This is a genomic window from Allochromatium tepidum, from assembly GCF_018409545.1.
Lineage (GTDB): Bacteria > Pseudomonadota > Gammaproteobacteria > Chromatiales > Chromatiaceae > Thermochromatium > Thermochromatium tepidum_A.
This window is the reverse complement of the sequence record NZ_AP024563.1, coordinates 1,303,434-1,330,064: the sequence shown is the minus strand read 5'-3', so window position 1 is coordinate 1,330,064 and position 26,631 is coordinate 1,303,434. Positions and strand designations below refer to the sequence as shown.

Below are 26,631 nucleotides of genomic sequence, written 5' to 3'. Positions count from 1 at the left end.
GATGACGGCCTGGCTCGCCGCCAACATGGCGCCTGTGATGTTCTGCGCGCTGGTGCTGTTTCTGCTGATCGGCTATCCGGTCGCCTTCTCGCTCGCCGCCGTCGGGATGCTGTTCGGCTGGATCGGGATCGAACTCGGGATGCTCACCCCGGCGCTGCTGCAAGCCCTGCCGGACCGGGTGTTCGGCATCATGCGCAACGAGATCCTGCTCGCGGTGCCCTTCTTCACCTTCATGGGGCTGATCCTGGAGCGCAGCGGACTGGCCGAGGAACTGCTCGACACCGTGGGTCAGATCTTCGGCAGTGTGCGCGGCGGGCTGGCCTATGCCGTGGTCTTCGTCGGCGCGCTGCTGGCGGCGACCACCGGCGTCGTCGCCGCGACCGTGATCGCCATGGGGCTGATCTCGCTGCCGATCATGCTGCGCTACGGCTATCATCCGCGACTGGCCGCCGGCGTCATCGCCGCCGGCGGCACCCTGGCCCAGATCATCCCGCCCTCGCTGGTGCTGATCGTGATGGCCGACGTGCTCGGGCGCTCGGTGGGCGACATGTACAAGGGCGCGCTCTTGCCGGGGCTGGTGCTGACCGGACTCTATGCGCTCTATGTCTTCGCCAACACGCAGATCCGGCCCGAGCGCGCGCCGGCCCTGCCGCCCGAGGCGCGCACCCTGCACGGTCGCGCCCTGGCCAAACGGATCGTGCTGGCACTCATCCCGCCGCTGGCGCTGATCTTCCTGGTGCTTGGAACCATCTTCATCGGCTGGGCGACCCCGACCGAGGGCGGGGCCATGGGAGCGGTCGGCGCCCTGATCCTGGCCGGTCTCAAGGGTCGGCTCAAGCGCGACATGCTCACCGAGTCCATGGCCTCGACCGCGCGCATCACCAGCTTCGTCATCTTCATCCTGATCGGCGCGAGCGTCTTCAGTCTCACCTTCCGCGCCGTCGACGGGGATCTCTGGGTCGAGCATCTGCTGACCTCGCTGCCGGGCGGCGTGCTCGGCTTTCTGATCTTCGTCAATCTGCTGGTGTTCCTGCTGGCGTTCTTCCTCGACTTCTTCGAGATCGCCTTCATCGTCCTGCCGCTGCTGGCGCCCGTGGCCGCGAAGCTCGGGATCGATCTGGTGTGGTTCGGGGTGCTGATCGGGGTCAATCTGCAAACCAGCTTCATGCATCCGCCGTTCGGCTTCGCGCTCTTCTATCTGCGCTCGGTCGCGCCGCCGAGCGTGCGCACGACCGACCTCTACTGGGGCGCAGTGCCCTTCCTGGGCATCCAGCTCTTCATGGTGTTCCTCATCATCGCCTTCCCCGAACTGGTGAGCTGGGGGCTGGACGGCGCCACGACCCTGAGCGATCCGACCGAGATCGTCCTGCCCGAGACCGGCGGTTCCAGTCTGCTCGACAGCGGGGATTTCGATGGATTGTTCGGTCCGCCGCCGAGCGATTCGAGTCCTTGAGCCTCGGAATCCGGCCCAGGCGTGCAGACAGAAACCCGATCGATATGGCAAGCTCGCCGCGTCATCGCCGCGAGTCTCACATAGAGGACACCACAGATGTTCGAGGCAACGAAGGTCGGTCGCTCGGTCAGCAAGCAGGACTACAAGGAGCAGCAGGAGGAACTGCGCACCCAGCTCCTGGAGGTGCAGCGCGCGCTCAGGTACACCAACATCCCGGTGATCGTGCTGGTCTCGGGCGTGGAGGCCGCCGGCAAGGGTGAGGTGGTCAACCGGCTCAACGAGTGGCTCGACACGCGCGGCGTGCAGACCTTCGCCTTCTGGAACGAGTCCGACGAGGAACGCGAGCGTCCGCGCTACTGGCGCTTCTGGCGTGCCATGCCGCCGCGCGGCGAGATCTCGATCCTGTTCGGCGGCTGGTACCAGACCCCGATCGAGCATCGCTTTCGCGGTCAGTGCAGCGACGCCGAACTCGACGGCGAACTCAACCGCATCGTCGACTTCGAACGCATGCTGGTCCAGGACGGGGCGCTGATCGTCAAGTTCTGGTTCCACATGTCCGAGGCCGACCAGAAGGCGCGGCTCAAGGAACTCTCGCGCGACGATCGCAGCCGCTGGAAGATGCTGCCCGAGAAGAGCAAGTTCTCCGAGCACTACGCCGCCTTCGAGCAGGTCGCCGAGCGCGTCATCCTGCATACCGACCGCGGCAGCGCGCCCTGGTATCTGATCGAGGCCGGCGACCGGCGCTACCGCGACCTGACCGTCGGCAAGACGCTGCTGCACGCCATCCGCTCGCGTCTGGCCGAGCACGGAGCGAGCGAGGCCAACGGCACCCCGACCAGTCCCAAACTGCCCGAGAGCGACAGTGCTCAGATCACCCTGCTCGATCAGCTCGATCTCGAACTCGCCCTGCCGCGCGAAGACTACAAGAGCGAACTCAAGCGGCTTCAGGCCGAACTCAACGAGCTGGCCTGGAACGCCTACAACAAACAGCGTTCGACCGTGCTGGTGTTCGAGGGCATGGATGCCGGCGGCAAGGGCGGCGCCATCCGCCGCATCACCCAGGCGGTCGACGCCCGGCTCTATCGCTCCATCCCGGTCGCGGCGCCGACCGACGAGGAAAAGGCGCATCATTATCTGTGGCGCTTCTGGCGTCACATCCCGCGCGCCGGACTCATGACCATCTACGACCGCTCCTGGTACGGGCGGGTGCTGGTCGAGCGCGTCGAGGGCTTCGCCGGTGTGTCCGAGTGGCGTCGTGCCTATTCCGAGATCAACCGCTTCGAGGAGCAGCTCGTCGACAGCGGCATCGTGCTGGTCAAATTCTGGATCCAGATCAGTCAGGACGAGCAGCTCAAGCGCTTCAAGGACCGCGAGGCGGTGCCCTACAAACGCTACAAGATCACCGAGGAAGACTGGCGCAATCGCGAGAAGTGGCCGCAGTACAAGGAGGCCGTCAACGAGATGATCGTGCGCACCAGCACGCGCCATGCCGGCTGGACCCTGGTCGAGGGCAACGACAAGCCCTATGCGCGCATCAAGGTGCTGCGTACCGTCTGCGATGCGCTCAACGAGGCGCTCAAGGGACCGCCGGCCCCAATGGCGGGCTATCTGCCCTGCGGCGACAAGCGCATCGAACCGGCCGGCGGCAAGCCGGTGAAGAATGGCGGCAGCAGCGGCTGAGGCATCCGAAGGTCTTCGGGCCGCCGACATTCGGTGCTAGTCTTGGCGGCCAACGACGAACTCCCGCTATCGGATCGAGACGCCCATCATGCACGCCCAGCCACTCATCCTGCGCAAAGACCAGGAACGCCGCCTGCTCGCCGGTCATTGCTGGATCTACAGCAATGAGATCGACACCCAGGCCACCCCACTGAAGACGCTCACCCCCGGTCAGCCGGTCGAGATCCTGAGCCGGAGCGAACGCTGGATCGGCCATGGCTACGCCAATCCGCACTCGCTGATCTGTGCCCGGATCGTCAGCCGCGAGCGGTCGCATCCCCTGAGTCCGGCGCTCTGGCTCGCGCGTCTGCACGAGGCGCTGGCCCTGCGCGAACGCCTCTACACATCGCCCTTCTACCGGCTCGTCTTCGGCGAGAGCGACGGACTGCCGGGGCTGATCGTCGATCGCTATGGCGACCGGCTGGCCGTCCAGATCACCACCGCCGGGATGGAACGCGCGCGCGCCGAGATCCTGGCGGCATTGGAGCAGGTGCTGCGCCCCACCGAGATCGTGCTGCGCAACGACACCTCGGTACGCGAACTGGAGGGATTGGACCAGGGCGTCGAGCGCGTGCTGGGCGATCCGTCCGGCGACTGGGTGCTGACCGAGCAGGGACTGGAGTTCGCCATCGATCCGACGCAGGGCCAGAAGACCGGCTGGTTCTTCGATCAGGCCGAGAACCGTGCACGTCTGGCCCGCTATGGCGTCGGCGAGCGGGTGCTGGATGTCTGTAGCTATGTCGGCGCCTGGGGTCTGCGTGCCGCCGCGCTCGGGGCCTCGGACGTGACCTGTGTCGATACCTCGGCCGACGCTCTGGAGCGCCTCCAGGCCAATGCCGAGCGCAATGCCCTGTCGGCGCGCATGCACACCCTCCAGGGCGATGCCTTCGAGGTGCTGCGCGAACTGCGCGATCAGGGCCGGCGTTTCGACACCGTGCTGCTCGACCCGCCGGCCTTCATCAAGCGCCGCAAGGACGAGAAGGACGGCACGGCCGCCTATCAGCGGCTCAACCGGCTCGGTCTCGAATTGCTGGAACCCGGCGGGCTGCTCGTCACCTCGTCCTGTTCCTTCCACATGGGACGCGACGGCTTCCAGCGCGTGGTGCAGCAGGCCGGGCAGCGCGCCGGACGGCGGCTGCAACTCCTGGAGACCGGCCGGCAGGGTCCGGACCATCCGGTCCATCCGGCGATCCAGGAGACGGCCTATCTCAAGACGCTGTTCCTGCGCGCCCTGCCGGCGTATTGATGGACCACCCTGGAGTCGGCCGGTCTCATTTTGGCGCGGAATATGCCTTCCATCATGGGCGGGATGGTTTTTGCCGAGAAGCTCACTAAAATCCCGTTTCGGCGCCGCTCCGCCCACTCGACCAATCCTTGAACGCCATTTCCAGAGATCCAGAACCATGTACGCCGACAGGCCACTCACTCAAGCCAACGCGCTTCCCGAAGCCACGCCGGATTCCATCCAAGCCGACCGCCGCCCCGCCGCCGCCCGAACCGGCCGCTTCGCCGCCTCGGGCCTCGGTCTGGCCTTGACGCTGGCCGGAATCATCGGCCTGAATGGCTGCACCACGGCGCCAACACCGACCACGACCAAGGTCACAGGGCCGGTCGACAAGGTGGTGGTCAAGAAATCACAGCGTCGGCTCGAACTGCTCAGCGGCGGCCAGGTGGTGCGTCAATATCGCGTCGCACTCGGCGGCTCGCCGGTCGGACACAAGTATCGCGAGGGCGACCAGCGCACACCCGAGGGCAGCTACAAACTCAACTGGCGCAATCCCAACAGCAACTTCTACAAATCGATCCACATTTCCTATCCCAGCGAGAAGGATCGCGCCGTCAGCCGCCGGCTCGGCTACAGTAATCCGGGCGGCATGATCATGATCCACGGCCTGCCCAACTACATCCAGTCCGAGAGCATGCGTCAGCAATACGCCAGTCGCGACTGGACCCAGGGCTGCATCGCGGTGCAGAACGACGATATGGACGAGATCTGGAGCCTGGTGAAGGACGGCACGCCGATCCAGATCATGCCCTGATGACGCGCCCGGTGTGGGGTCACGACCGACACGCCGGTCGATGGCGGTGTGTGTCCGGATCCCGATCGGGTCGTCTACCGCTCGGTTCGACTTGGTCTAGAATGGATTCCCCCACGCGCGTATCAACGACCTCATCGAGCTAGTACACACTTGAGTATCAACCCATCCCAAAAAAGCGGTTTGGAAGCCTGGCTCGAGGTCATTCGTGATCAGAAGATGCCGATCTTCGAGCAGACCGTGCATCACATCCTCTCGATCGCCGAAGACGATCTGGCGCCGGCCTCGGCGCTGGCGAGCGTCGTCCTGCAGGACGCCTCGCTGACCGCCCGCCTGCTGAAGCTGGCCAACTCGATCGCCTACAACCCGAGCACCACGGCCATCAGCACCGTCACGCGCGCCGTGATCGTGCTCGGCTTCGATGCCGTGCGGGACATGTGCCTGACCCTGACCCTGGTCGACACCCTGCTCCAGGGACCGGCGAAGGCGCGTCTGGAACGCGAACTGGCCCATGCCATGCATGCCGCGACCCAGGCCACGCCCTGGCGGCTGAGCGAGGTGATAAATCGCCCGAAGAGGTTTTCATCGCCACGCTGCTGTACCGCATCGGCGAGCTGGCCTTCTGGTGCTTCGGCAACGAGCACTGCGAGCGTGTGGAGCAGCTGGCCAAGCAACCGGGCATCACCATGGAGACCGCGCAGGAGCGGGTGCTGGGATTTCGTCTGAGCCAGCTCAGTCGCCGTCTGGTCCACGAGTGGCGTCTGACCGATCTGCTGAAGGAGGCGATCGACCACCCGACACGCCAGGATCCGCGCATCCAGACCGTCATGCTGGGCCATCAGATCGCCCGCTGCGCCGAGGAGCACGGCTGGCGTTCAGAGGAGATGGATCGCCTGGTCCGCCGTGCCGCACGGCTGGTCGACATTCCCGAGATCGACGCCCGCACGCTGCTCCAGGACAAGGCCGCCGCCGCCTTCGGCATGGCCAACGACTGCGGCGCCGCGTCCGCCGCCAGACTGATCCCGTTGCCCGAGGAGTATCTCGGTCTGCTCGATGCGCTGCCCACCGAACCGGACGCCGCGCCGGTCGGCGAGACACAGCCCCCGCCCCATCCGGTCCCCGATTCCAGGCTGCAACTGAGCATCCTGCGCGAACTCAACTCGGCCATCGAGAGTGCGCGCTGTGACTTCAACGTCATCATGGAGCTGGTTCTGGAGGGGCTCTATCGCGGTGTGGGGATGGACCGCGTGGTCTTCGCCCTGATGACGCCGGACAGGCGCGGCCTCAAGGCCAAGCACGCACTCGGCCTGCCGGACGAGACGGCGATCGCGGCCTTCCAGTTCGCGCGCCCGACGACCGGAACAAACATCCTGTTCGAGACCTTGGATCGCAAGCTTCCGCGTCTGGTGACGCCGGACGAACGTGAGCGCGATCCGCGACTCATCCCCGATGGTCTGGTGACGATCATGGGTATCGTGCCCTTCATGGTCGCGCCCATCATCATCAGTCAGCGGAGTATCGGACTCTTCCTGGCCGACCGCGGCCTGAGCCGGCGCCCGCTCGACCCCGACAGCTTCGAGGACTTCAAGCATTTCGTCCAGCAGGCGAACCTGGGACTGACCCTGGCCCAGAGTCGTCAGCATCGCTGAGCCGGCGCCCGCCATCAGGTGGGCGGCGCACGCTCGAGCCTCAGTTCGCCGTGCCCGAATCGGCGTCCGTCTCCTCGACCGGCGCACGATAGCCGCATTCCTTCTGCGGACAGACCTTGGCCGCACCCTGGGTCTTGGTGATCTTGAGCGTCAGCACCGGCCAGCCGCAACTCGGACAGGGTTCGGCGAGCGGCTCGTCCCAGAGCGCATAGTCGCACTTGGGATAGGTCGAGCAGGAATAGAACACCTTGCCGCGCCGCGATTTCTTCTTCTGGAGCGTGCCCTTGTTGCACTTCGGACAGATGACGCCCGTATCCTCGGGTTTGTCGAGCGGCTCGATGTGCTTGCAGGTCGGATAGGCGCTGCAACCGATGAACTTGCCGTAGCGTCCGCGCTTGATCTCCAGCGCCGAGCCGCACAGCGGACAGGAGCGGCCCTCGACGACCTCGGGCGCCTCGCGTTCGGCCTTGTTCGGGTCGAGATCGCGGGTGTAGTCGCACTCGGGATACTGGGTGCAGCCGATGAAGCGCCCGTTGCGCCCGAGCCGGATGGCGAGCGGACCGCCGCATTTGGGACAGGTCTCCTCGATGCGCTCCTGGGTCACGTCGCTGCGCTTGACGTGCTCCTGGGTGTGGTCGACCAGATCCTTGAACGGGCGCCAGAAACGCTCCAGCAACGGAACCCACTCTTCCTCCCCGCGCGAGACGGCATCCAGATCGTCCTCCAGACGCGCCGTGAAGTCGTAGTCGACGTAAGAGGTGAAATACTCGGTCAGGAAGCGGTTGACCACGCGCCCGACGTCGGTCGGCACGAAGCGCTTCTTGTCCAGGATCACATATTCGCGATCCTGGAGCGTGGAGATGATCGAGGCATAGGTCGAGGGCCGGCCGATGCCGAATTCTTCGAGCGCCTTGACGAGCGTGGCCTCGCTGTAGCGCGGCGGCGGCTCGGTGAAATGCTGCTCGGGGCGGATGGCGATCAGGTCGACCAGCTCGCCGACCTTCATTTCGGGGAGCATCCGGTCCTCGTCGTCGTCGGCGGCGCCCTTGGCGTCGTCGCGTCCTTCCACATAGACGCGCATGAAGCCGGGATCGACCACCATCGAGCCGGTGGCGCGCAGGATGTTGCCCGCGCCGGCGCTCAGGTCGACCGCGACCTGGTTGATGAGCGCATGGGCCATCTGACAGGCGAGCGTGCGCTTCCAGATCAGATCGTAGAGCTTGAACTGCTCGACCGTGAGATGGGCCTTGACCGCCGACGGCTCGCGCCGGATCGAGGTCGGACGGATCGCCTCGTGGGCCTCCTGGGCGTTCTTGGCCTTGGTCTTGAATAGGCGCGGCGCGTCCGGCAGATCCGCTTCGCCATAGCGCTCGACGACATAGGCGCGGATCTCGGCGATGGCCTCCTGGGCCAGATTCACCGAGTCGGTACGCATGTAGGTGATGAGACCGACCGCGCCCGAACCGACGTCCACGCCCTCGTAGAGCTGCTGGGCAACGCGCATGGTGTGCTGGGCGGTGAAACCGAGCTTGCGCGCCGCTTCCTGCTGGAGCGTGGAGGTGATGAAGGGCGGGGCCGGCTGGCGCTTGCGCTGCTTGCGCTCGACCTGCTCGACCCTGAGCTTTCCGCCGGCGGCGCTCTCCAGCGCAATCCTGACCTCGGTGGCGCGCGCCTCGTCGGTGATCGTGAACTGCTCGACCTTCTCGCCGCCGAAGGTGGTGAGTCGGGCGATGAAGGCGCGTTCATCCTTGGCCGTATCGGCCTCGATGGTCCAGTACTCGCGCCGGACGAAGGCCTCGATCTCGGTCTCGCGCTCGCAGATCAGGCGCAGTGCCGGACTCTGCACCCGTCCGGCCGAGAGTCCGCGCCGGATCTTCTTCCACAGCAGCGGCGAGAGATTGAAGCCGACCAGATAGTCGAGTGCCCGGCGCGCCTGCTGGGCGTTGACCAGGTCATAGGAGATCCCGCGCGGATTGGCGATGGCGTCCTGGACCGCGCGCTTGGTGATCTCGTTGAAGACCACGCGATGCACCGGCTTGTCGCCGAGCTGACGCCGGCTCTTGAGCAGCTCGTGGATGTGCCAGGAGATGGCCTCACCCTCGCGATCGGGGTCGGTGGCCAGATAGAGCGCCTCGCAGTCCTTGAGCTTCTTGGCGATCGACTGGACGTGCTTCTCGTTGCGCTCGATGATCTGATACTTCATCGCGAAGCCGTGATCCGGATCGACCGCGCCCTCCTTGGGCACCAGATCGCGCACATGGCCATAGGAGGCGACGACCTCGAAGCTGGGTCCGAGGTACTTCTTGATGGTCTTGGCCTTGGCGGGGGATTCGACGATGACGAGATTCATGCGGGACGGACTGATGGCCTGTACTTGGATGGTGAATGTTCGGACGTTCAGTGCAGATAGACCGGCTCGTCGGCGTAGAGCATCTCTTCGAGCTGGTCGAAGGCGTCCTCGCAACCTGGGCGGTTCATGAGCACCAGGAGCGCGACCCACTTGACCTCCTCGACCAGCACCTGCGGATGGTCGATCGCCAGCAGCCGGTCGATCACCAGCTCGCGGCTGAGCGGATCGAGGATACCGCTGTGTTCCAGCGACATGAGCATGCCGCGCGCCTCCAGATCGAGCTTTTCACATTCGCGTTCGCTGTAGACGCGGATCGAGCCGCCGACGGGACCATGCTCGTGGGCCGCCTCGACCCCGAGCGCCAGCTCGTCGAGCCAGCGCAGCGCCTTGTCGATCTCACCCTGGGAGAAACCGGCCTGGCTCAGTTCGTCCTCGAGATCGCTCTGTTCGACGGGTGGCTGCTCCTCGCCATCCATGTAATTCTCGTACAGATAGATCAATACATCGATCATGTTCTCGTTCATCGGCAATCTCGATGGATGGTGTCAACGCTCCGGTTCAGCGGCGGGCCGCGCAGCGGCCCGTCCGCTGCAACCGGTTGTTAGCCGTTACTTCCATTGGGCCACGACATCGAACTCGACGAGTTGCTTATTGGAATTCCGCTTGCGAATGGGCCGGCATTCAACTCGCGAGAATCCCAATGCGGACAGCATTTCCGCGTAAAGACGCTCAGTCGAAACAAGTGTGCCATAGAAAGTCGAGTTGCCAACGATGTAGTGCAGCTCGGCGCCGGACGTGAGTAGTTCTGGCAGTGTAGAAAAATGGAGCCACATGTCATCGAAGTATTTAGCGACATATTTGGCAAGCAATACCCCGTTCTTGTTATCGGCATGCGAAATAGCGTGAAGGGCATCCGTAAGATGTTCGCTGATGAACTGTGACTCTGGGCGTTCCCAATCGGTTAGCCGACTTGTTGCGATTCCCCAAGTTCCACCGATGGCCGTCCAATCAAGTTCGCCCGCGTCTCTACCGTTCTGGAGAAAACCCAGCCAGTACATGTATGGTCGCAACTCGCGAATGTAGGACATGCGATTGGCGTAGGGCGGCGATGTTACGATCAAGTCGAAGGGCCCACAAAGCGCCTCGCTCAGCCAGCGCGAGTCCGCAAGAACGACCGAGGCCGAGCCCGCAGGATTCTCACTAGCGCCGCTTAGCACAAACCGAACGTCCTCCTCGAATGCTGCCCTTCGATCAATAGGGAACAGGAGGGCAGGCTCTTCATCGGCCTTAAAGGACATCGACTGATGATTGAAAGCTGCGTTTGACTGCTCGATCAACGTGCGACAGAACGCCACCAGTAACAAGTTGCGCGCGGCAGTATCGGGTTGTGTTACATGCTCAATCGCTGCGCGGAGTAGACGGAGGAATTGCAGTGTGTCTGCACTCCACCAACGTTCAATATTAAATATGGGCGGAGCGGATACCGGCTCGACGGCGCAGTCGGCAACCAGTTCGAGCGCCTGCGTGCAGGCGTCTCGTGTCGCCATGATACTTGACGGCGAGTAGCGGGCGACCTTAGCTTGCGCAAGCCAGACGAGGAATGGATTAATTTCAGTAGTTACGCCTTCATGACCATGATACGCAGCACAGAGCGCTGTTGTCCCAGTCCCGCAAAACGGGTCCAATACCCGCTGGGCGTTGGCGTGACCAACCACTAATTCTTCGACGATCTTCAAAGAATAGGCTGGAGTTAGCCTGAGCCAGCCATGTCTACCAGTCTTTGCATTGAATTTATAGGTGTATTCAGCTCGCTGTCGAAGCTGTTCTCGCGCTGGAAGTGAACTCATTATCGATCCTCCGGCGTAAGAAGAGCTTTTAGAACGAGTTCTGGCAATGTCGGCGTTTTGGCGCTTCGAATCCTTGCTCTTATAGCCCTGCCGAACTTCAAAGACCGTTCCGTCCAGCGTGGCGAATACCTTGGGGTCTACACCGACCTCGTGTGCGGATTTCTTCATCCATTCATGAAACTGCTCCCGCTTGCCCTTGTCCGAAATTCGTTCAAGCGGAACCCGACCATCAAGGTAAAGGGTGCGCTTCTTGCCCGTGGGCAGGAGTATCTCATAGGACCATGTCACATCGTCATCCGAGAGGCCCAATGAATCACGCAGGATCGTTCTGAAAAGCTTTTCACATCCAATTCCGATTTGGCGATATACGCTTGTCATACCGCCGGCCGCCTTATGGGCGGCATACATCATTGGGTGGTCCAACCCAAACCAGTTGTAGAACGGGTCCGCCTGATACAGCGTTTGGAATTGTTCCAGGGTCAAGCCATCACCCTTGTTGCCCTGACCGAACTTGGGCTTGTACTTTGCACAAACCCGAATCGGATCGAGCACGAGGTTAAGGTAGGGCACGTCATTCCGTTTCAAACGAGATTTCCTTCTTGTGGTCGTCAATGGTCATGCCTGCGAGATTGAAGCGGTAACGGCTAACCAGGAGCTGACGGGGTCAGGACGGAGTCGGCCCGCGGGTGTCTCAGGACACTCAGGGTGCGCGGGCATAGCGACCGCCTGGCAGGCATGATACATGACCCTCGAGTTCCATGAGCAACAGCATGGACGAAATCCGCTCGACCGCCAACCCCGTGCGCTCGGTCAATGTGTCCAGGTTCACCGGGTCATGGCCGATGGCCTCCAACAGTTGGGCCTGCTCGGGCGGCAAACTGGAGGCGGGGGCTGGAGCGGCCGCCGCTCTGTCAACCGCCGCCGATCGATCGGACTCGGCCAGCGCCGCATGCAGTTGCGGAGCCAGCTCGACCAGGATCTCCTCGGATTCCTCGACGAGTTTCGCGCCTTCGCGGATCAGCGCGTGACAGCCGCGCGACAGCGGATTGCGAATCGAGCCGGGCACCGCGAAGACCTCGCGTCCCTGCTCCAGCGCCAGGCGGGCCGTGATCAGAGAGCCGCTCTTGAGCGCCGCCTCCGTCACCAGCACGCCCAGGCTCAGACCGCTGATGAGCCGGTTGCGGCGCGGAAAGCTGCTCGCCAGCGGTCCCCGCCCCGGCGGCAGCTCGCTGACCATCACACCACGCTCGACGAGTCGTCGTGCCAGATCGCGATGCACAGCCGGATAGACCCGATCCGGTCCGGTGCCGAGCACGGCGATGCTGTGTCCGGTCTCCAGGGCGGCGGCATGGGCCGCGCCATCGATGCCGATGGCCAGACCGCTGGTGACGATCAGTCCCTGGCCGGCCAGCCGGCGCGCAAAGTCGGCGGTGATCTCGGTTCCGCCGGATGTCGGATTGCGGGTGCCGACGATGGCGATCTGCGGCTCGCTCAGCAGACTGGCGTCGCCGCGCGCATAGAGCACGGGCGGCGGATCGGCGATCTCGGTCAGGAGCGGCGGATAGCGCGGATCGGCGAGCGTGATGAGATGGGCGTCCGGATGCTCGGCCCAGGTGAGGATGCCGTCGATCAGCGCCTGATCGGGCCGGCGCAGAGCGGCGATGGTCTCGGGCTTGAGACCGAGTTGCTCGAGACGCGCCTCACCGGCCGCCAGGACCGCGCTCGGCGAACCGAAGCCCTCCACCAGCCGCGCGAAGGTACGCGGTCCGACGCGCGGCGCCAGGATGAGCGCGAGCCAGTCGCCGATGGGCGCGCTCGCCCAGTCGCGCGCTCGGGACGCCACGGGATCAGGCGGGAGGCGGAGCAACCCAGTCGCCCACCTGAAGCGCACGGTTGGTGTGCAGGATGAGTCCGAAACTGACCCGATCGAAGACCCGGAACACCATCAGCAGGCCCGAACGCTCGAAGGGCTTGACGTATTCGGCCTTGTTGCGCCGGTATTCGGGATGCAGGGGAAAGCTCGCGTCCCGCGAGGGTTCGTCGGCGCGCCAGCCCTTGAAGTCGTAGTCACGCCCGAGCCAGAAATCGCTCGAAAAGGGACTCTCCATCAGCCAGTCGGTGTCGGCGATCCCGGCCCGGACCTGATCACGTTCTTTTTGGCCGCCCACGAAGACCTCGAACACATGACCGGGTTCGAGACGATCGCGTGCACCGCGATTGATAATGACCACGTCATACTGGCCGATCTGCGAGACGCCGTTCATGACCGAGAGGATGCGCCCGCGCGTTCCCTCGGGGGCCGGGCGCGGCAGGAAGTCGACCAGGGGCTGCTCGGCGTCGGCGGCAATGACCCGATCACCGATCGAGACCTCCCGTTCCATGCGCGTCACACGCAGCTTGGCCGGATCGCCCGTGCGTTCCAGCACGGCGTTGGCGACGAAGGCGGCCTCGTAACCGAGCAGATCGCCGCTATCGGGATCACGCAGCGCATCGCCCGGACGCAGCACCTGGAACTGCGTCACATCGCTCGTGCGGATCTTGCGGACATAGATCGCGTCATTGACACCGGCGACGATGTGCTCGTCCGGGAAGCCGACCACATAGGAGGCGCGCTTGAGGTCGTCGGAGTCGGCCACATAGGGCTGCGTGAGGAAGGGGGCGATCGAGCCGATGCGGATGGTCGGCACAGGCGCGCTGATGGCTTCGGCGCGTACCTGGGGACTGAGCCTGACCAGACGCGGCCCGCCGCGCCCGTCGGCGCGCCCGATCACGGGCCGGCCGGCGACCATGGTCAGTTCGAGCACGTCGCCCGGATAGATGAGATTGGGGTTCTCGACGCCCGGATTGGCGCGCCAGACCTCCGACCAGCGCCAGGGATCGCGCAGGAAACGCCCGGCGATGTCCCAGAGCGTGTCCCCCGGACGCACCGTATAGGTCTGGGGCGCTCCAGGCGCCAGTTCGGTCGCGAACACCCCCGGCGCCAGGAGTGCCAGGGAGCCGATGAGGATTGAAATGACGGCGAAACGGCGTTGCATGGCGCGCATGGACCCTCCGCGATGGTCGAAACGGGATGCTCCCGTCCCCACGATGGGATGTAGTATCCTGGAGATAGTAGCGCACACCGCTTCGTCTCGACCACCCGTTGACTCAAGCCGGATCAAGAATTCGCATGGCCATACTCGATATCCTCACTTTTCCCGACCCGCGACTGCGTAAGAAGGCACAGCCCGTCGAGCAGGTCGACGACCGGATCCGCCGACTGGTCGACGACATGCTCGAAACCATGTATGCCGCCCCCGGCATCGGACTGGCCGCGACCCAGGTCGACGTCCAGCGCCGGATCATCGTCATCGACGTCTCCGAGGGACACGACACGCCGCTGTGCTTCATCAATCCGCGCCTCGTTGCGCGCGAGGGCACCGAGCAGATGGACGAGGGTTGTCTGTCCGTCCCCGGTTTCTTCGAGACCGTGACCCGTGCCGAGCGCGTGACGGTCGAGGCGCTCGATCGCGACGGCCAGCCCTTCAGGCTCGACGCCGATGGTCTGCTCGCCGTCTGCATCCAGCATGAGATCGACCATCTCGACGGCAAGCTCTTCGTCGATCACATCTCCATCCTCAAGCGCCAGCGCATCCGCCACAAGCTGGAGAAGCAGCGCAAGGAGCGCGAACACGCGGAGGCCGCGCGCGCGCGTTCGACCGCCGAGCCGCGCCGTAGCGCCATCTGAGCCTCATCACACCCGAACCGAGCCATCCACCGACAGCCGACCCACTGATGAAACCGCTTCGCCTCCTGTTCGCCGGCACGCCCGATTTCGCCGTTCCCTGTCTCGCCGCCCTGCTCGACGCCGGGCATGAGGTGATCGGCGTCTACACCCAGCCCGACCGCCCGGCCGGACGCGGACGCAAGCTCCAGATGAGTCCGGTGAAGACGCTGGCGCTCGATCGCGGTCTCGCTGTCCATCAGCCCGAGAGCCTCAAGCGCGATCCCGAGGCGGTCGAACGACTGCGCGCGCTCGGGGCCGATCTGATGGTGGTGGTCGCCTATGGTCTGCTGCTGCCGGTCTCGGTGCTGGAAGCGCCCCGGCTCGGCTGTGTCAACGTCCATGCCTCGCTGCTGCCGCGCTGGCGCGGCGCGGCGCCGATCCAGCGCGCCATCCTCGCCGGTGACACGGAGACGGGCGTCTGCATCATGCAGATGGAGGCCGGACTCGACACCGGGCCTGTCTATCACCGGGTCGCCACCCCGATCGATCCGCGCGAGACCGGCGGCACCCTGCACGACCGGCTCGCCGAAATCGGTGCGCGCGCGCTCGTCGAGGCCCTGCCCGGTATCGCCGAGGGTTCGCCTGCACCCGAACCTCAGGACGATGCCCTGGCCACCTATGCCCACAAGCTCAGCAAGGATGAGGCGACGATCGATTGGAGCGCTCCCGCCGATGCCATCGAGCGTCAGGTGCGGGCTTTCGATCCCTGGCCGGTCGCTCAGACGATCCTGGATGGCGCCACGCTGCGCATCTGGTCGGCCGAGGCGGAGTCTGAGAGCGACGCTGAGGGTTCAGCGGCCCCAGGAACCGTCGTCGGGGCCGATCGTACCGGCATCCGGGTCGCCACCGGCGCGGGTCGGCTGCGCATCACGCGCCTGCAACCGGCGGGCAAGAAACCCATGAGCGCCGCGGACTATCTGAACGCGCGACACCTGGACGGCGCGCGTTTTGGCTGAGCGCAGACGTTCCCACACCTCGACCGCCGCCTCGCCGGGTGCCGAACCGCGCGCCGCCGCCGCGCGCGCCCTGCATGCGGTGCTCGATCGCGGTCAGTCGCTCACGCGCGTGCTGCAAGCCGACCGGACACCACGTTCGGCGGCCGATCAGGCGCTGGTGCAGGAAATGGTCTATGGCGCGCTGCGTCTGCTGCCGCGTCTGCGGCTCATCGCCGGTCGTCTGCTCGAACGCCCGCTCAAGCCGCGCGACGGCGATCTACAAGCACTGATCCTGATCGGGCTCTATCAGCTCGGCTTCATGAAGACGCCGTCGCACGCGGCGGTCTCGGCCACGGTCGAGGCCACGCGCCTGCTCGGCAAGCCCCGGATGGCAGGTCTGATCAACGCGCTCCTGCGACGCTTCCAGCGCGAGCACGAAGCCTTGCCGGCCTGGATCGACACCCAGCCCGAGTCGCGCTGGCTCTTCCCCGACTGGCTGCTCGAACGGCTGCGCGCGGACTGGCCGGACGACTGGGAGTCGATCGTGTCGGTCTGCAACGAACGCGCGCCCATGGCCCTGCGCGTCAATCCGCTCCGGGGAACGCGCGCGGACGCTCTGGCCGAGCTGGAAGCCGCCGGCATCGGCGCACAGGCCATCGACGGACTGGATACCGGCGTCCTGCTCGATCAGCCATGTGCCATGCGCGAACTTCCGGGCTTCGATACAGGCCGGGTCTCGATCCAGGACAGTGGGGCGCAACTGGCCGCGCGTCTGCTCGACGCCCAGCCCGGCGAGCGGGTGCTCGACGCCTGTGCCGCGCCCGGCGGCAAGACGGCGGCCATCCTGGAGCGCGCCGGCAACGCGCTCGACCTGGTCGCCATCGACAGCGATGCCGTGCGCCTGGCCACGGTCGGCACGACGCTCGACCGGCTCGGACTCAGCGCCCAGGTGCTGGTCGGCGATGCGGCCGATCCGCACGGCGACTGGACCGCCCGTCCCTTCGACCGCATCCTGCTCGACGTGCCCTGCTCGGCGACCGGCGTCATCCGCCGTCATCCCGACATCAAATGGCTGCGCCGTCCCGAAGACATCAGAGCACTCGCCGCCACCCAGTCGCGCATCCTGGACGCCATCTGGCCGCTGCTGCGCCCAGGCGGACGTCTGCTCTATGCCACCTGCTCGCTGCTCGCCGAGGAGAACGAGCATCAGGTCGACGCCTTCCTCGCCCGCCGTGCCGACGCGCGCGTGCTGGATCCGGCGACCGACTGGGGCCGCCCGCGTCCGCCCGGACGCCAGCTCCTACCGACCACTCAGGGACATGACGGCTTCTTCTACGCCCTGCTCGCCAAGGATGCGCCATGACCCCCCGCAAGGTCTCGCGTGTCACGCTGATCCTTGTCCTGAGCGTCCTGCTGGCGCTCGCCGCCGAGGCGCCGGCGCGCTCGGGCTTCAGCGTCAAGCAGGCCCAGGTCAGACCCGAGGCCGGACAACTGGTCCTGAACGCCGGGGTCGACTTCGCGTTCAGCGAACCCGTGCTGGAGGCGCTCGATCATGGCGTGCCCCTGACGCTGGTCTTCCATGTGCAGGTGCGCCGCACCAAGGCCTGGATGTGGGAGGACAGTCTGGTCGACGAGCAGTGGCGCTATGCCATCCGCTATCGGCCGCTCTCCGAGCGCTACGAGGTCTATCGGCTGCCGGGCACGCAGGGGCACGATTTCGTCACCCGTGATGCGGCCATCCGCGCCCTGGGCGAGCTCACCGACCAGGCCCTCATCGGACTCGACCGGCTCGATCCGGAAGAAGACTACGAACTCCAGATCAAGGTCTTCCTGGACATCGAGGAGCTGCCCCTGCCCTTGCGTCCCATGGCCTATCTCAAGCCATCCTGGAAACTCTCGAGCGGTTGGACCAAGTGGCCTCTAAACCGTTGAGCCGGCATCGCGGACTCGGCATGCTGCCGGTCGCGCTCCTGATCCTCGGACTCTTCGGAGTCCTGGTGCTGATGCGCGACGCCGTGGAGAACTCCGAGACGCTCAGCCGCGCCTTCCTGCCGCTGCTGTCGGTGGTCCTGGCCGGACTGGCGGTGCTGGCGGTACTGGTGGCCGTCAACATCGTCAAACTGGTGCGCCGCTACCGGCGCCAGGCCGCCGGCTCGCGCCTGACGGCGCGCATCGTGGTGCTGTTCTCGCTGATCTCGCTGCTGCCGGTGGGCGCCGTCTACTATTTCTCGCTCGGCTTCCTGCTGCGCGGCATCGATAGCTGGTTCGACGTCGAGATCGGGCGTGCCATGCAGGATGCCCTGGTGCTCAATCAGGCGTCGCTCGATCTCAATCAGCGCCTGCTGGTCAAGATCAGCGAGCAACTGCTGGCCGGGATCGAGGACCGTTCGTCGACCGCCATTGCACTCAGTCTCAACGATCTGCGCCGCCGTGCCGGCGCCATCGAGCTGACCGTCTATGGCGCCGGCGGTCAGGTGCTGGGCACGGCCAACGAGGATCCGACCCAATTGGTCCCCAGTCAGGCCGAACGCGAGATCCATCACAGCGTGCGCGCCGGCACCAACTATGTCGGACTCGAAAGCGGTCCGGGCAACGAGCTGGTCGTGCGCACCCTGGTCCGGGATCTGCGCGGACGTCCGATGTTGCTGCAGGGCGTCTTCCCGACCTCGGCGCGCATCAGCGAGCTGTCCAACCGGCTGGAGGACGCCTACAACCGCTATACGGAGCTGGCCTACCTGCGCCAGTCGCTCAAGCTGAGTTTCTCACTCACCCTCTCGCTGGTGCTCGCGTTCGGACTCATGGCCGCGCTCATCGCCGCCTTCCACACGGCACGCCGGCTGGTGGCGCCGATCGCCGACATCGCCCGCGCCACGCGCTCGATCTCGGACGGCGACTACGAGCAGCAGATCGCCCTGCCCCGTCACGACGACGAGCTGACCTTCCTGGTCGCCTCCTTCAACGCCATGTCGCGCCGCATCGCCCAGGCACGCGACGCGGCGGCACACAGCAAGCAGGCCGTCGAAACCCAGCGCAACTACCTGGAGACCATCCTCGGGCGTCTGTCCTCGGGCGTGGTGGCCTTCGACGAGGGCCGGCGACTGCGCACGGCCAATCCGGCCGCGCTCCAGATCCTGGCGCTCGATCTCGATGAGACCCGAGAACCCGTCACGCTCGAAGGCCTGGAGCGCGCCAGCCCCTGGCTCACGCCCTGGACCGAGACGGTGCGCCGTCATATCGCCGAAGCCCAACCCTGGCGCGCGGAGGTGACGCTGCAACGCGACGAGACCAGCCAGACGCTCATGTGCCGCGGCAGTCCGCTGCCCCTGCCCGATGCCACCCAACGCGGTCATGTGGTGGTGTTCGACGACATCACCTCACTGATCGTCGCCCAGCGCAACGCGGCCTGGGCCGAGGTCGCGCGCCGGCTCGCCCACGAGATCAAGAATCCGCTCACGCCGATCCGACTCTCGGCCGAGCGTCTGCGTCACAAGCTGCTGGCCAAAGCCGAGGAGATCGACGCGCGCCTCATCGAGCGGGCCACCGGCACCATCATCCAGCAGGTCGAGGCCATGAAGGCGATGGTCAACGACTTCTCGGACTACGCCAAGAGTCCCAGGCTCCAGGCCGAGCCCTTCGTCTTCGACCGGCTGGCGCGCGAGGTGCTGGATCTCTATCGCAGCGCGGGCGTGCCGGCGCTCAGGATCAGCCTGGGGGCGCCCGAAGCCCAGGTGCGGGGCGATCCCTTGCGACTGCGGCAGGTCATCCATAATCTGATCAAGAACGCCCAGGAAGCCCTGGAGGGGCGTGACGAGGCACGCATCGAGGTCGGCACCGAACTCGTCCAGATCGACGACACGCCCTATGTGCAGTTCCGGGTCGCCGACAATGGTCCGGGCTTCGAGCCGCAACTCATGGATCGGCTGTTCGAGCCCTATGTCACCACCAAGTCCAAGGGCACGGGCCTGGGTCTGGCGATCGTCAAGAAGATAATCGAGGAACATGGCGGTATGATCGGAGTCGAGAATCGCGATTCCGGCGCCCTGATCCGGATCCGCCTACCAGTCTGGCAAGCGACCGCTATGGCGGTCCATGGTCGGGAGCAACACGAAGCATGAGTGCAACCCATATCCTGGTCGTCGACGACGAACCCGACATCCGCGGCTTGGTCAAGGAGATCCTCGAAGACGAGGGCTATGCCGTGGCCGTGGCCGAGAACGGCGAGGCCGCGCGGCACGCCCTGCGCGATCGCCGTCCCGATCTGATCCTGCTCGACATCTGGATGCCCGACGTCGACGGCATCTCGCTGCTCAAGGAATGGGCCGAGGACGACGAGCTGCCCTGTCCGGTGATCATGATGTCGGGTCACGGCACGGTGGAGACGGCGGTCGAGGCCACCCGGCTCGGGGCCTACGACTTCCTCGAAAAGCCGCTGTCGATGGCCAAGCTGTTGCTGACGGTCGAGCGGGCACTCGAGGCCGACAAGCTCCAGCAGGAGAACATCGGACTCAAACGCCGTGCGCCCCAGGTCCATGAGCCGGTCGGACGCAGCGCGGTCATGCAGCGACTGCGCGAGCAGGTCAAGCGCATCGCCCAGCACGACACCTGGGTGCTCATCACCGGCGAGGCCGGCAGCGGACGCGAGACCTTCGCGCGCTATCTGCACTCGCAGAGCGCACGCAAGGAACGTCCCTTCATCGACCTGAGCGTCTCCTCACTGGCCGGCGGCAATGCCGCGCGCGAGCTGTTCGGCGTCGAGGAGGGCGAGCACACGCACTACGGGAGCCTGGAAAAAGCGTCCGGCGGCACCCTGCTGCTCGACGAGGTCGCCGACATGGAATGGGAGGCGCAGTCCAAGCTGCTCGGGGCGCTCGACAGTGGTTCCTTCCTGCGCGTCGGCGGCAGCGAGCCGGTGCGTATCGATGTACGCATCGTCGCCATCACCCAGCGCAATCTGGAAGAAGAGGTGCGCGCCGGACGCTTCCGCGAGGATCTGTTCTACCATCTCAACGTGGTGCCGCTGAACATCCCGCCGCTCGACGAGCACGCCGAGGACGTGCCCGATCTGCTCAACTTCTATCTCGACTACTTCGCCACCCACGAGAAGCTGCCCTACCGGCGCTTCAGCGTCGGCGCCCAGAACTTCCTGCGCAACTACGGCTGGCCGGGCAATGTGCGCGAATTGAAGAACCTGGTGCAGCGGGTGCTGATCCTGGGCGCCGGCGACGAGATCAGCCAGAAAGAGGTCGAGAGCGCGCTCGGTGCCCCGCCGCCGGTCCAGATCCAGACGCTCGACGGGCTGGTGTCCTTCGATCAGCCGCTGCGTCAGGCGCGCGAAAAGTTTGAAAAGGCCTATCTCGACTATCAGCTCGAAAAGCACCAGGGCAACGTCAGCAAGATGGCCAAGGAGGCCGGGATGGAACGCACCCATCTCTACCGCAAGCTGCGCTCGCTCGGGATCGAGATCAAGGAGCGGCGTTGATGGGCGGTAACGGATGAAGATCATCATCCTCGGCGCCGGTCAGGTCGGTTCCTCGGTGGCGGCCAATCTGGTCAGCGAGGCCAACGACATCACTGTGGTCGATCAGGACGGCGATCTGCTGCGCGACTTGCAGGATCGCTTCGATCTGCGCACGGTGCAGGGTCACGGTGCCCATCCGGACGTGCTGGTCCGCGCCGGCGCCGAGGACGCCGACATGATCATCGCCGTCACCAACAGCGACGAGACCAACATGGTCGCCTGTCAGGTGGCCTATACGCTCTTCCATACCCCGACCAAGATCGCGCGGGTGCGCGCCCAGAGCTTTCTCGATCAGCCCAAACTCTTCGGCACCGAAGCCCTGCCGATCGATGTCGCCATCAGTCCCGAGGCGCTGGTGACGGATTACATCCTGCGTCTGATCGAGAATCCGGGCACGCTCCAGGTGCTCGACTTCGCCGGTGGGCGCATCCGGATGGTGGCGGTGCGCGCCTTCCACGGCGGGCCGCTGGTCGGTCAGGAACTGCGCGCGCTCCATGAGCACATGCCGCACGTCAAGGTGCGCGTGGCGGCCATCTATCGTCAGGATCACGCCATCCAGCCCGAGGGCGATACCCGCATCGAGGTCGACGACGAGGTGTTCTTCGTCGCCGCGCCGGCGCACATCCGGACCGTGATGGGCGAGCTGCGCCGGCTCGATCCGTCCTACAAGCGCCTGATCATCGCCGGCGGCGGCAATATCGGCACGCGGTTGGCCAAGGCGCTGGAACCGAACTACCGGGTCAAGCTCATCGAACACAACCTCAAGCGCTGCAAACAGATCGCCGAGGATCTGGAGCGTACCATCGTGCTCCACGGTGATGCCGCTGATCAGGAACTGCTGCTGGAAGAGAACATCGAGAACACGGATGTCTTCTGTGCCGTCACCAACGACGACGAGGCCAACATCATCTCGGCGATGCTGGCCAAGCGGCTCGGGGCGCGCAAGGTGATGGCGCTCATCAACCGCCCGCCCTATGTGGATCTGGTGCAGTCCGGCGCCATCGATATCGCCATCTCGCCCCAGCAGGCCACCATCGGCAGTCTGCTCAAGCATGTGCGGCGCGGCGACGTGGTCATGGTGCACTCGCTGCGACGCGGCGCGGCCGAGGCGATCGAGGCCATCGCCCACGGCGATCCGACCTCCAGCAAGGTGGTCGGGCGGCGGATCTCGGAGTTGAAGCTGCCCAAGGGGGCCGTCATCGGCGCCTTGGTGCGCGGCGACGATGTGCTGATCGCGCATGGTGAGACCCTCATCGAGTCCGAGGACCACGTCATCCTCTTCCTGCAGGACAAGCGCCGCATCCAGGAGGTCGAGCGACTGTTCCAGGTCGGCGTCACCTTTCTATGAAGTTCGACGCGGTCCAGAAGGTACTGGGGCTGTTGCTGGCCATCTTCAGCTTCAGCATGCTGACCCCGGTGGTCGTCTCGCTCATCTACGACGAGGGCGGCGCCGGACCCTTTCTGGCGGCCTTCACGCTGATCTTCGGCCTGGGGCTGCTGATCCTGCTGCCGGTGGCGCGCTCGCGCGAGGTGCTGCGGGTGCGCGACGGCTTTCTGGTCGTGGTGCTGTTCTGGACCGTGCTCGGGCCGGCCGGCGCCCTGCCCTTTTGGCTGGCGCCGAATCCGAATGTCTCGATGACGGATGCGGTGTTCGAGTCGATCTCGGGGCTGACGACCACCGGGGCCACGGTCATCATCGGTCTGGACCATCTGCCCAAGTCGATCCTGTTCTATCGTCAGCAGCTCCAGTGGCTCGGCGGCATGGGCATCATCGTGCTGGCGGTGGCGGTGCTGCCGATGCTCGGGGTCGGCGGCATGCAGCTCTTCCGCGCCGAGATGCCCGGCCCCATGAAGGACTCCAAGCTCACGCCGCGCATCACCGAGACGGCCAAGGCGCTGTGGTACATCTATCTGTGGATGACCATCGTCTGCGCACTCGCCTACTGGTGGGCGGGGATGACGGTGTTCGATGCCGTCGGGCATGCCTTCTCGACCGTGGCCATCGGCGGTTTCTCGACCCACGATCAGAGCATCGGCTATTTCGACAGCACCGCCATCGAGCTGATCGCCGTGACCTTCATGGTACTGGCCGGGATGAGCTTCACGCTGCACTTCATGGTCGTGCGGCGTCAGGATCCGCGTATCTATTTCCAGGACAGCGAATTCAGGCTCTATCTGCTCGTGCTCGTGACGGTCATCGCCATCACGACCCTGGCGCTCTATGAGAGCCGGACCTATACGACCTGGTGGGAGGCGTTCACCAAGGGGTTGTTCCAGGCCGTTTCGATCAGCACCACCACCGGCTTTGCGACCGCCGAGTTCTATGCCTGGCCGCCGTTCCTCCAGATCCTGCTGTTGTTGGCCAGTTTCATCGGGGGCTGTGCCGGCTCCACCGGCGGCGGGATCAAGGTCATCCGCTTCCTGCTGCTCATCAAACAGGGTGTGCGCGAGATCGGACGTCTGATCCATCCCAATGCGCAGATTCCGGTGCGTATCGGCGGCAAGACGGTCAATCATCGCGTGGTCGATGCGGTCTGGGGGTTCTTCTCGCTCTATGTGGCGAGCTTCATCCTCATGTATCTGATGCTCGCCGCCACCGGGCTGGATCTGGTGACGGCGTTTTCGGCGGTGGCGGCCTGTATCAACAACCTGGGACCGGGGCTGGCCAGGGTCGGTCCGCACTACGCCGATCTCAACGATACCGCCAAATGGATCCTCTGCTTCGCCATGCTGCTCGGGCGGCTGGAGATCTTCACCCTGCTGGTGCTGCTGTCACCGGCGTTCTGGCAGCGCTGATCACGAAATCGACCAGTTCCTCGATCCCGGTCAATGGCAGCACGGGCGGATGAGGAAAGACGGGCGGCGGATCGTCGGTCACAAGCGCGATGATCTCGGGGTCGTCCGGATAGAGCGGCGGCTGACCCAGTTCGGCGCGATAGACCTCGATCTTGGGATAGCGGGCGTGCTTGAAGCCCTCGACCAGCACCAAGTCGAGCCGGTCGCGCTCGAAACGCGCCAGCATGGATTCCAGATCCGGATCTTCGCCCTTGATGTCGTTCTCCACCTGCAAGGCCCAGCGCTCGCGCGAGGCGAGCAAGGTCTGAGCCGCCCCGGCGGCGCGGATCTCGTAGCTGTCCTTGCCCGGACGATCCAGATCGAAGCTGTGGTGGGCGTGCTTGAGATAGCCGACGCGCAACCCGCGCGCCTGGAGCGTCGCGACCAGACGCCGCAGCAGCGTCGTCTTGCCGCTGCCGCTGGGCGCGACGAAGCCGAGTACGGGGAGATCGGGTGAGTTCCGGGACGTGGTCATGTTTGGTCGGCGGAACGATCCGCATCGTCATGGACCGAACGCGCCTGATCGACATAGCGATCGCGCGCCGCCTTGGCGCGGGCGAAGATTTCGAGCAGATGCTCGCCGTCGGCGCGGCGGATGCTCTCGGCCAGATCGGTCATCTCGACGCCGAAACGGGCCAGCATGGCGCTCAGGGCCTCGCGATTGGCCAGACAGATGTCGCGCCACATCACCGGATTGCTGGAGGCGATGCGGGTGAAGTCGCGAAAGCCCCCGGCGGCATAGCGAAAGATCTCGTCGTTCTCACGCATCCGCGCCAGTGAGTCGACCAGCCCGAAGGCGAGCATGTGCGGCAGATGGCTTGTTGCCGCGAGCACCTCGTCGTGATGGGCGACCGACATCGCCGTGACCTCGGCCCCGCACGCCTCCCACATGGCCGTGACCCGCGCCACGGCCTCGGGGTCGGTCTCGGCCAGAGGGGTCAGGATCACGCGACGCTCCCGGTAGAGTTCGGCGAAGGACGCCTCCACCCCGCTGTGCTCGGTACCGGCGATCGGATGTCCGGGCACCAGACGCGGCGGCACGCTGCCGAAGACCGCGCGCGCATCATCCACCACGCTGCATTTGACGCTACCCCCATCGGTGACGATGGCCTCGGGCCGCAAGCTGTAGCGCATGGCCGCGAGCGCACCGCGCATGGCGCCGAGCGGGACGGCCAGGAACACCATGTCGGCCTCGCGCACCGCCTCGGCCGGATTCCGGGTGATGCGGTCGACCACACCCAGTTCGAGCGCCCGCTCCAGATTGTCGAGCGAACGCCCGCAACCGACGATCTCGCCGACGGCGCCGGCGGCCCGCAGCGCGCGCGCCAGCGAACCGCCGATCAATCCAACCCCGATGATCGCGAGCCGTTCGATCATGACGCCAAAACGTCCTCGAAGGCGGCGATGAAGCGCGCGTTCTCCGACTCCAGCCCGATGCTGATGCGCAGATGGTTCGGCATCCCGTAGTTGCCGACCGGGCGCACGATGACACCACGCTTGAGCAGGGCCTCGTTGATGGGCGCGGCCGGACGACCGCAGTCGACGGTGACGAAGTTGCCCACCGAGGGGATATAAGCGAGTCCGAGCCGTTCGAAGGCGCCGGTCAGTTGCTTCATCCCGGCGCGGTTCAGCTCGACCGAGGCGCGCACATGCTCGCGGTCGTTGATCGCCGCGATCGCCGCCGCCTGGGCCAGGGCATTGACGTTGAACGGCTGGCGCACCCGGTTGAGCAGATCGGCGATACGCGGATCGCTGAGTGCATAGCCCACACGCAGCGCCGCCAGACCATGCGCCTTGGAGAAGGTGCGGGTGACGATCAGGTTGGGGAAGGTCTCGACCCAGTGGGTCGCGTCCGGGAAATCCGGCTCGGCGACGTACTCGGTATAGGCTTCGTCCACCACCACGATGCAGGTCTTGGGCAGCGAGCCGATGAAGGACTTGAGCGGCTCGGCCGCCAGCCAGGTGCCGGTCGGGTTGTTGGGATTGGCGATCCAGACCACACGGGTCTGATCGTTGACCAGGGCCGCCATGGCCTCCAGGTCGTGGCCGTAATCGCGCGCCTTGGCCACGCGCGCCGTAGCCCCGACCGACTGGATCGCGATCGGATAGACGGCGAAGGCGTGCTCGGAGAACACGGACTCGGCCCCAGGTTGCAGGAAGACGCGCGCGATCAGATCCAGCACGTCGTTGGAGCCGTTGCCGATCGTCACCGCCATCGGCGAGAGACCGTGATATTCGGCCAGCACACGGCGCAACTCGAATCCGCCGCCATCCGGATAGCGCCCCAGCTCGGCGAGCACGGCGTCCATGGCCTCGCGCGCGCGCGGTCCCGGCCCCAGGGGATTCTCGTTCGAGGCCAGCTTGACCGAACCGCTGATGCCCAGCTCGCGTTCCAGTTCCGAGACCGGCTTGCCGGGCACATAGGGCGTGAGTCCGGCGATCCAGGGAACGGCCAGCGACAGGAAGGGGTTTTCGGCTTGACTCATGGCGGATGTCCAAAAAATACGTTCGATAGGGATACGG

Annotated in this window: 21 protein-coding genes and 1 pseudogene; 14 read left to right on the top strand and 8 right to left on the bottom strand. The window is 65.4% G+C overall.

The genetic code is table 11. From position 1 onward, the window contains the following. The first annotated feature begins 1 nt into the window (after window position 1). The 6 genes and pseudogenes from Atep_RS06300 (at window position 2) to Atep_RS16885 (ending at window position 6,857) form a co-directional block, all read left to right on the top strand. Entirely contained in the window at window positions 2-1,453 is a 1,452-nt protein-coding gene (locus tag Atep_RS06300) for a TRAP transporter large permease (protein WP_213380909.1), read from the top strand. Window positions 1,454-1,549: 96 nt separating this feature from the next. After that, the gene (gene pap, locus Atep_RS06295; RefSeq protein WP_213380907.1) at window positions 1,550-3,133 is read left to right on the top strand and encodes a polyphosphate:AMP phosphotransferase; all 1,584 of its coding nucleotides are present in this window, start codon (window positions 1,550-1,552) and stop codon (window positions 3,131-3,133) included. An 88-nt stretch (window positions 3,134-3,221) separates the two neighbouring features. Beyond that, window positions 3,222-4,418 (top strand): class I SAM-dependent rRNA methyltransferase, encoded by a 1,197-nt coding sequence (locus Atep_RS06290; RefSeq protein ID WP_213380905.1) that lies wholly within the window; start codon window positions 3,222-3,224, stop codon window positions 4,416-4,418. Between the two features lie 157 nt (window positions 4,419-4,575). Continuing rightward, window positions 4,576-5,211 (top strand): L,D-transpeptidase family protein, encoded by a 636-nt coding sequence (locus Atep_RS06285; RefSeq protein ID WP_213380904.1) that lies wholly within the window; start codon window positions 4,576-4,578, stop codon window positions 5,209-5,211. 216 nt (window positions 5,212-5,427) lie between these two features. Beyond that, window positions 5,428-5,685, top strand: a pseudogene (locus Atep_RS16890) (HDOD domain-containing protein); the annotation flags it as partial. Continuing rightward, entirely contained in the window at window positions 5,646-6,857 is a 1,212-nt protein-coding gene (locus tag Atep_RS16885; protein ID WP_272876311.1) for an HDOD domain-containing protein, read from the top strand. The pseudogene Atep_RS16890 and the gene Atep_RS16885, both read left to right, overlap by 40 nt. A gap of 40 nt (window positions 6,858-6,897) precedes the next feature. Here the strand turns inward: Atep_RS16885 and topA are convergent, their stop codons facing one another. The 5 genes from topA to Atep_RS06255 form a co-directional block, all read right to left on the bottom strand. Continuing rightward, window positions 6,898-9,207, bottom strand: coding sequence for a type I DNA topoisomerase (gene topA, locus Atep_RS06275; RefSeq protein ID WP_213380902.1), 2,310 nt, complete (start codon window positions 9,205-9,207; stop codon window positions 6,898-6,900). 47 nt (window positions 9,208-9,254) lie between these two features. Then, window positions 9,255-9,731 carry a Smg family protein gene (locus tag Atep_RS06270; RefSeq protein WP_213380901.1) on the bottom strand — a complete coding sequence of 159 codons (477 nt, stop codon included), beginning with the start codon at window positions 9,729-9,731 and terminating at the stop codon, window positions 9,255-9,257. Window positions 9,732-9,815: 84 nt separating this feature from the next. Further along, window positions 9,816-11,639: a TRM11 family methyltransferase gene (locus tag Atep_RS06265; RefSeq protein WP_213380899.1), complete on the bottom strand. Its 1,824-nt coding sequence runs from the start codon at window positions 11,637-11,639 to the stop codon at window positions 9,816-9,818. Between the two features lie 115 nt (window positions 11,640-11,754). Then, window positions 11,755-12,897 (bottom strand): DNA-processing protein DprA, encoded by a 1,143-nt coding sequence (dprA, locus tag Atep_RS06260; protein WP_213380897.1) that lies wholly within the window; start codon window positions 12,895-12,897, stop codon window positions 11,755-11,757. Window positions 12,898-12,901: 4 nt separating this feature from the next. Then, on the bottom strand, window positions 12,902-14,098 hold the full coding sequence (locus Atep_RS06255; RefSeq protein WP_213380896.1) for a LysM peptidoglycan-binding domain-containing protein: 1,197 nt from the start codon (window positions 14,096-14,098) through the stop codon (window positions 12,902-12,904). 125 nt (window positions 14,099-14,223) lie between these two features. Here Atep_RS06255 and def point away from each other — a divergent pair, with 125 nt between their 5' ends. Genes def through Atep_RS06215 form a run of 8 tightly spaced genes read left to right on the top strand, consistent with a single transcriptional unit; the run spans window position 14,224 to window position 24,069 of the window. Then, entirely contained in the window at window positions 14,224-14,781 is a 558-nt protein-coding gene (def, locus tag Atep_RS06250; RefSeq protein WP_213380894.1) for a peptide deformylase, read from the top strand. A gap of 47 nt (window positions 14,782-14,828) precedes the next feature. Then, complete coding sequence (fmt, locus tag Atep_RS06245) at window positions 14,829-15,776, top strand: methionyl-tRNA formyltransferase (protein WP_213380892.1); 948 nt, start codon at window positions 14,829-14,831, stop codon at window positions 15,774-15,776. Continuing rightward, entirely contained in the window at window positions 15,769-17,118 is a 1,350-nt protein-coding gene (gene rsmB, locus Atep_RS06240; protein WP_213380891.1) for a 16S rRNA (cytosine(967)-C(5))-methyltransferase RsmB, read from the top strand. Before fmt ends, rsmB begins: the two co-directional genes overlap by 8 nt. After that, window positions 17,115-17,687 carry a DUF4390 domain-containing protein gene (locus Atep_RS06235; protein WP_213380890.1) on the top strand — a complete coding sequence of 191 codons (573 nt, stop codon included), beginning with the start codon at window positions 17,115-17,117 and terminating at the stop codon, window positions 17,685-17,687. Before rsmB ends, Atep_RS06235 begins: the two co-directional genes overlap by 4 nt. Beyond that, on the top strand, window positions 17,669-19,870 hold the full coding sequence (locus tag Atep_RS06230; RefSeq protein WP_213380888.1) for a sensor histidine kinase: 2,202 nt from the start codon (window positions 17,669-17,671) through the stop codon (window positions 19,868-19,870). The genes Atep_RS06235 and Atep_RS06230 overlap by 19 nt, the downstream gene beginning before the upstream one ends. Further along, window positions 19,867-21,234, top strand: coding sequence for a sigma-54-dependent transcriptional regulator (locus tag Atep_RS06225; protein WP_213380885.1), 1,368 nt, complete (start codon window positions 19,867-19,869; stop codon window positions 21,232-21,234). Before Atep_RS06230 ends, Atep_RS06225 begins: the two co-directional genes overlap by 4 nt. A 13-nt stretch (window positions 21,235-21,247) precedes the next feature. Continuing rightward, window positions 21,248-22,621, top strand: coding sequence for a Trk system potassium transporter TrkA (gene trkA / locus Atep_RS06220; protein ID WP_213380880.1), 1,374 nt, complete (start codon window positions 21,248-21,250; stop codon window positions 22,619-22,621). Continuing rightward, window positions 22,618-24,069, top strand: a complete 1,452-nt coding sequence (locus tag Atep_RS06215) for a TrkH family potassium uptake protein (RefSeq protein ID WP_213380878.1) — start codon at window positions 22,618-22,620, stop codon at window positions 24,067-24,069. Before trkA ends, Atep_RS06215 begins: the two co-directional genes overlap by 4 nt. Here the strand turns inward: Atep_RS06215 and mobB are convergent. From mobB to hisC, 3 genes are read right to left on the bottom strand one after another with little or no spacing between them, the layout of a single operon-like run. Next, window positions 24,026-24,583, bottom strand: a complete 558-nt coding sequence (gene mobB, locus Atep_RS06210; protein WP_213380876.1) for a molybdopterin-guanine dinucleotide biosynthesis protein B — start codon at window positions 24,581-24,583, stop codon at window positions 24,026-24,028. The genes Atep_RS06215 and mobB overlap by 44 nt on opposite strands. Beyond that, window positions 24,580-25,485 carry a prephenate dehydrogenase gene (locus Atep_RS06205; RefSeq protein WP_213380874.1) on the bottom strand — a complete coding sequence of 302 codons (906 nt, stop codon included), beginning with the start codon at window positions 25,483-25,485 and terminating at the stop codon, window positions 24,580-24,582. The genes mobB and Atep_RS06205 overlap by 4 nt, the downstream gene beginning before the upstream one ends. After that, a complete protein-coding gene (hisC, locus tag Atep_RS06200) occupies window positions 25,482-26,594 on the bottom strand; it encodes a histidinol-phosphate transaminase (protein ID WP_213380873.1) in 1,113 nt (370 codons plus the stop codon). Before hisC ends, Atep_RS06205 begins: the two co-directional genes overlap by 4 nt. Window positions 26,595-26,631 lie beyond the last annotated feature (37 nt).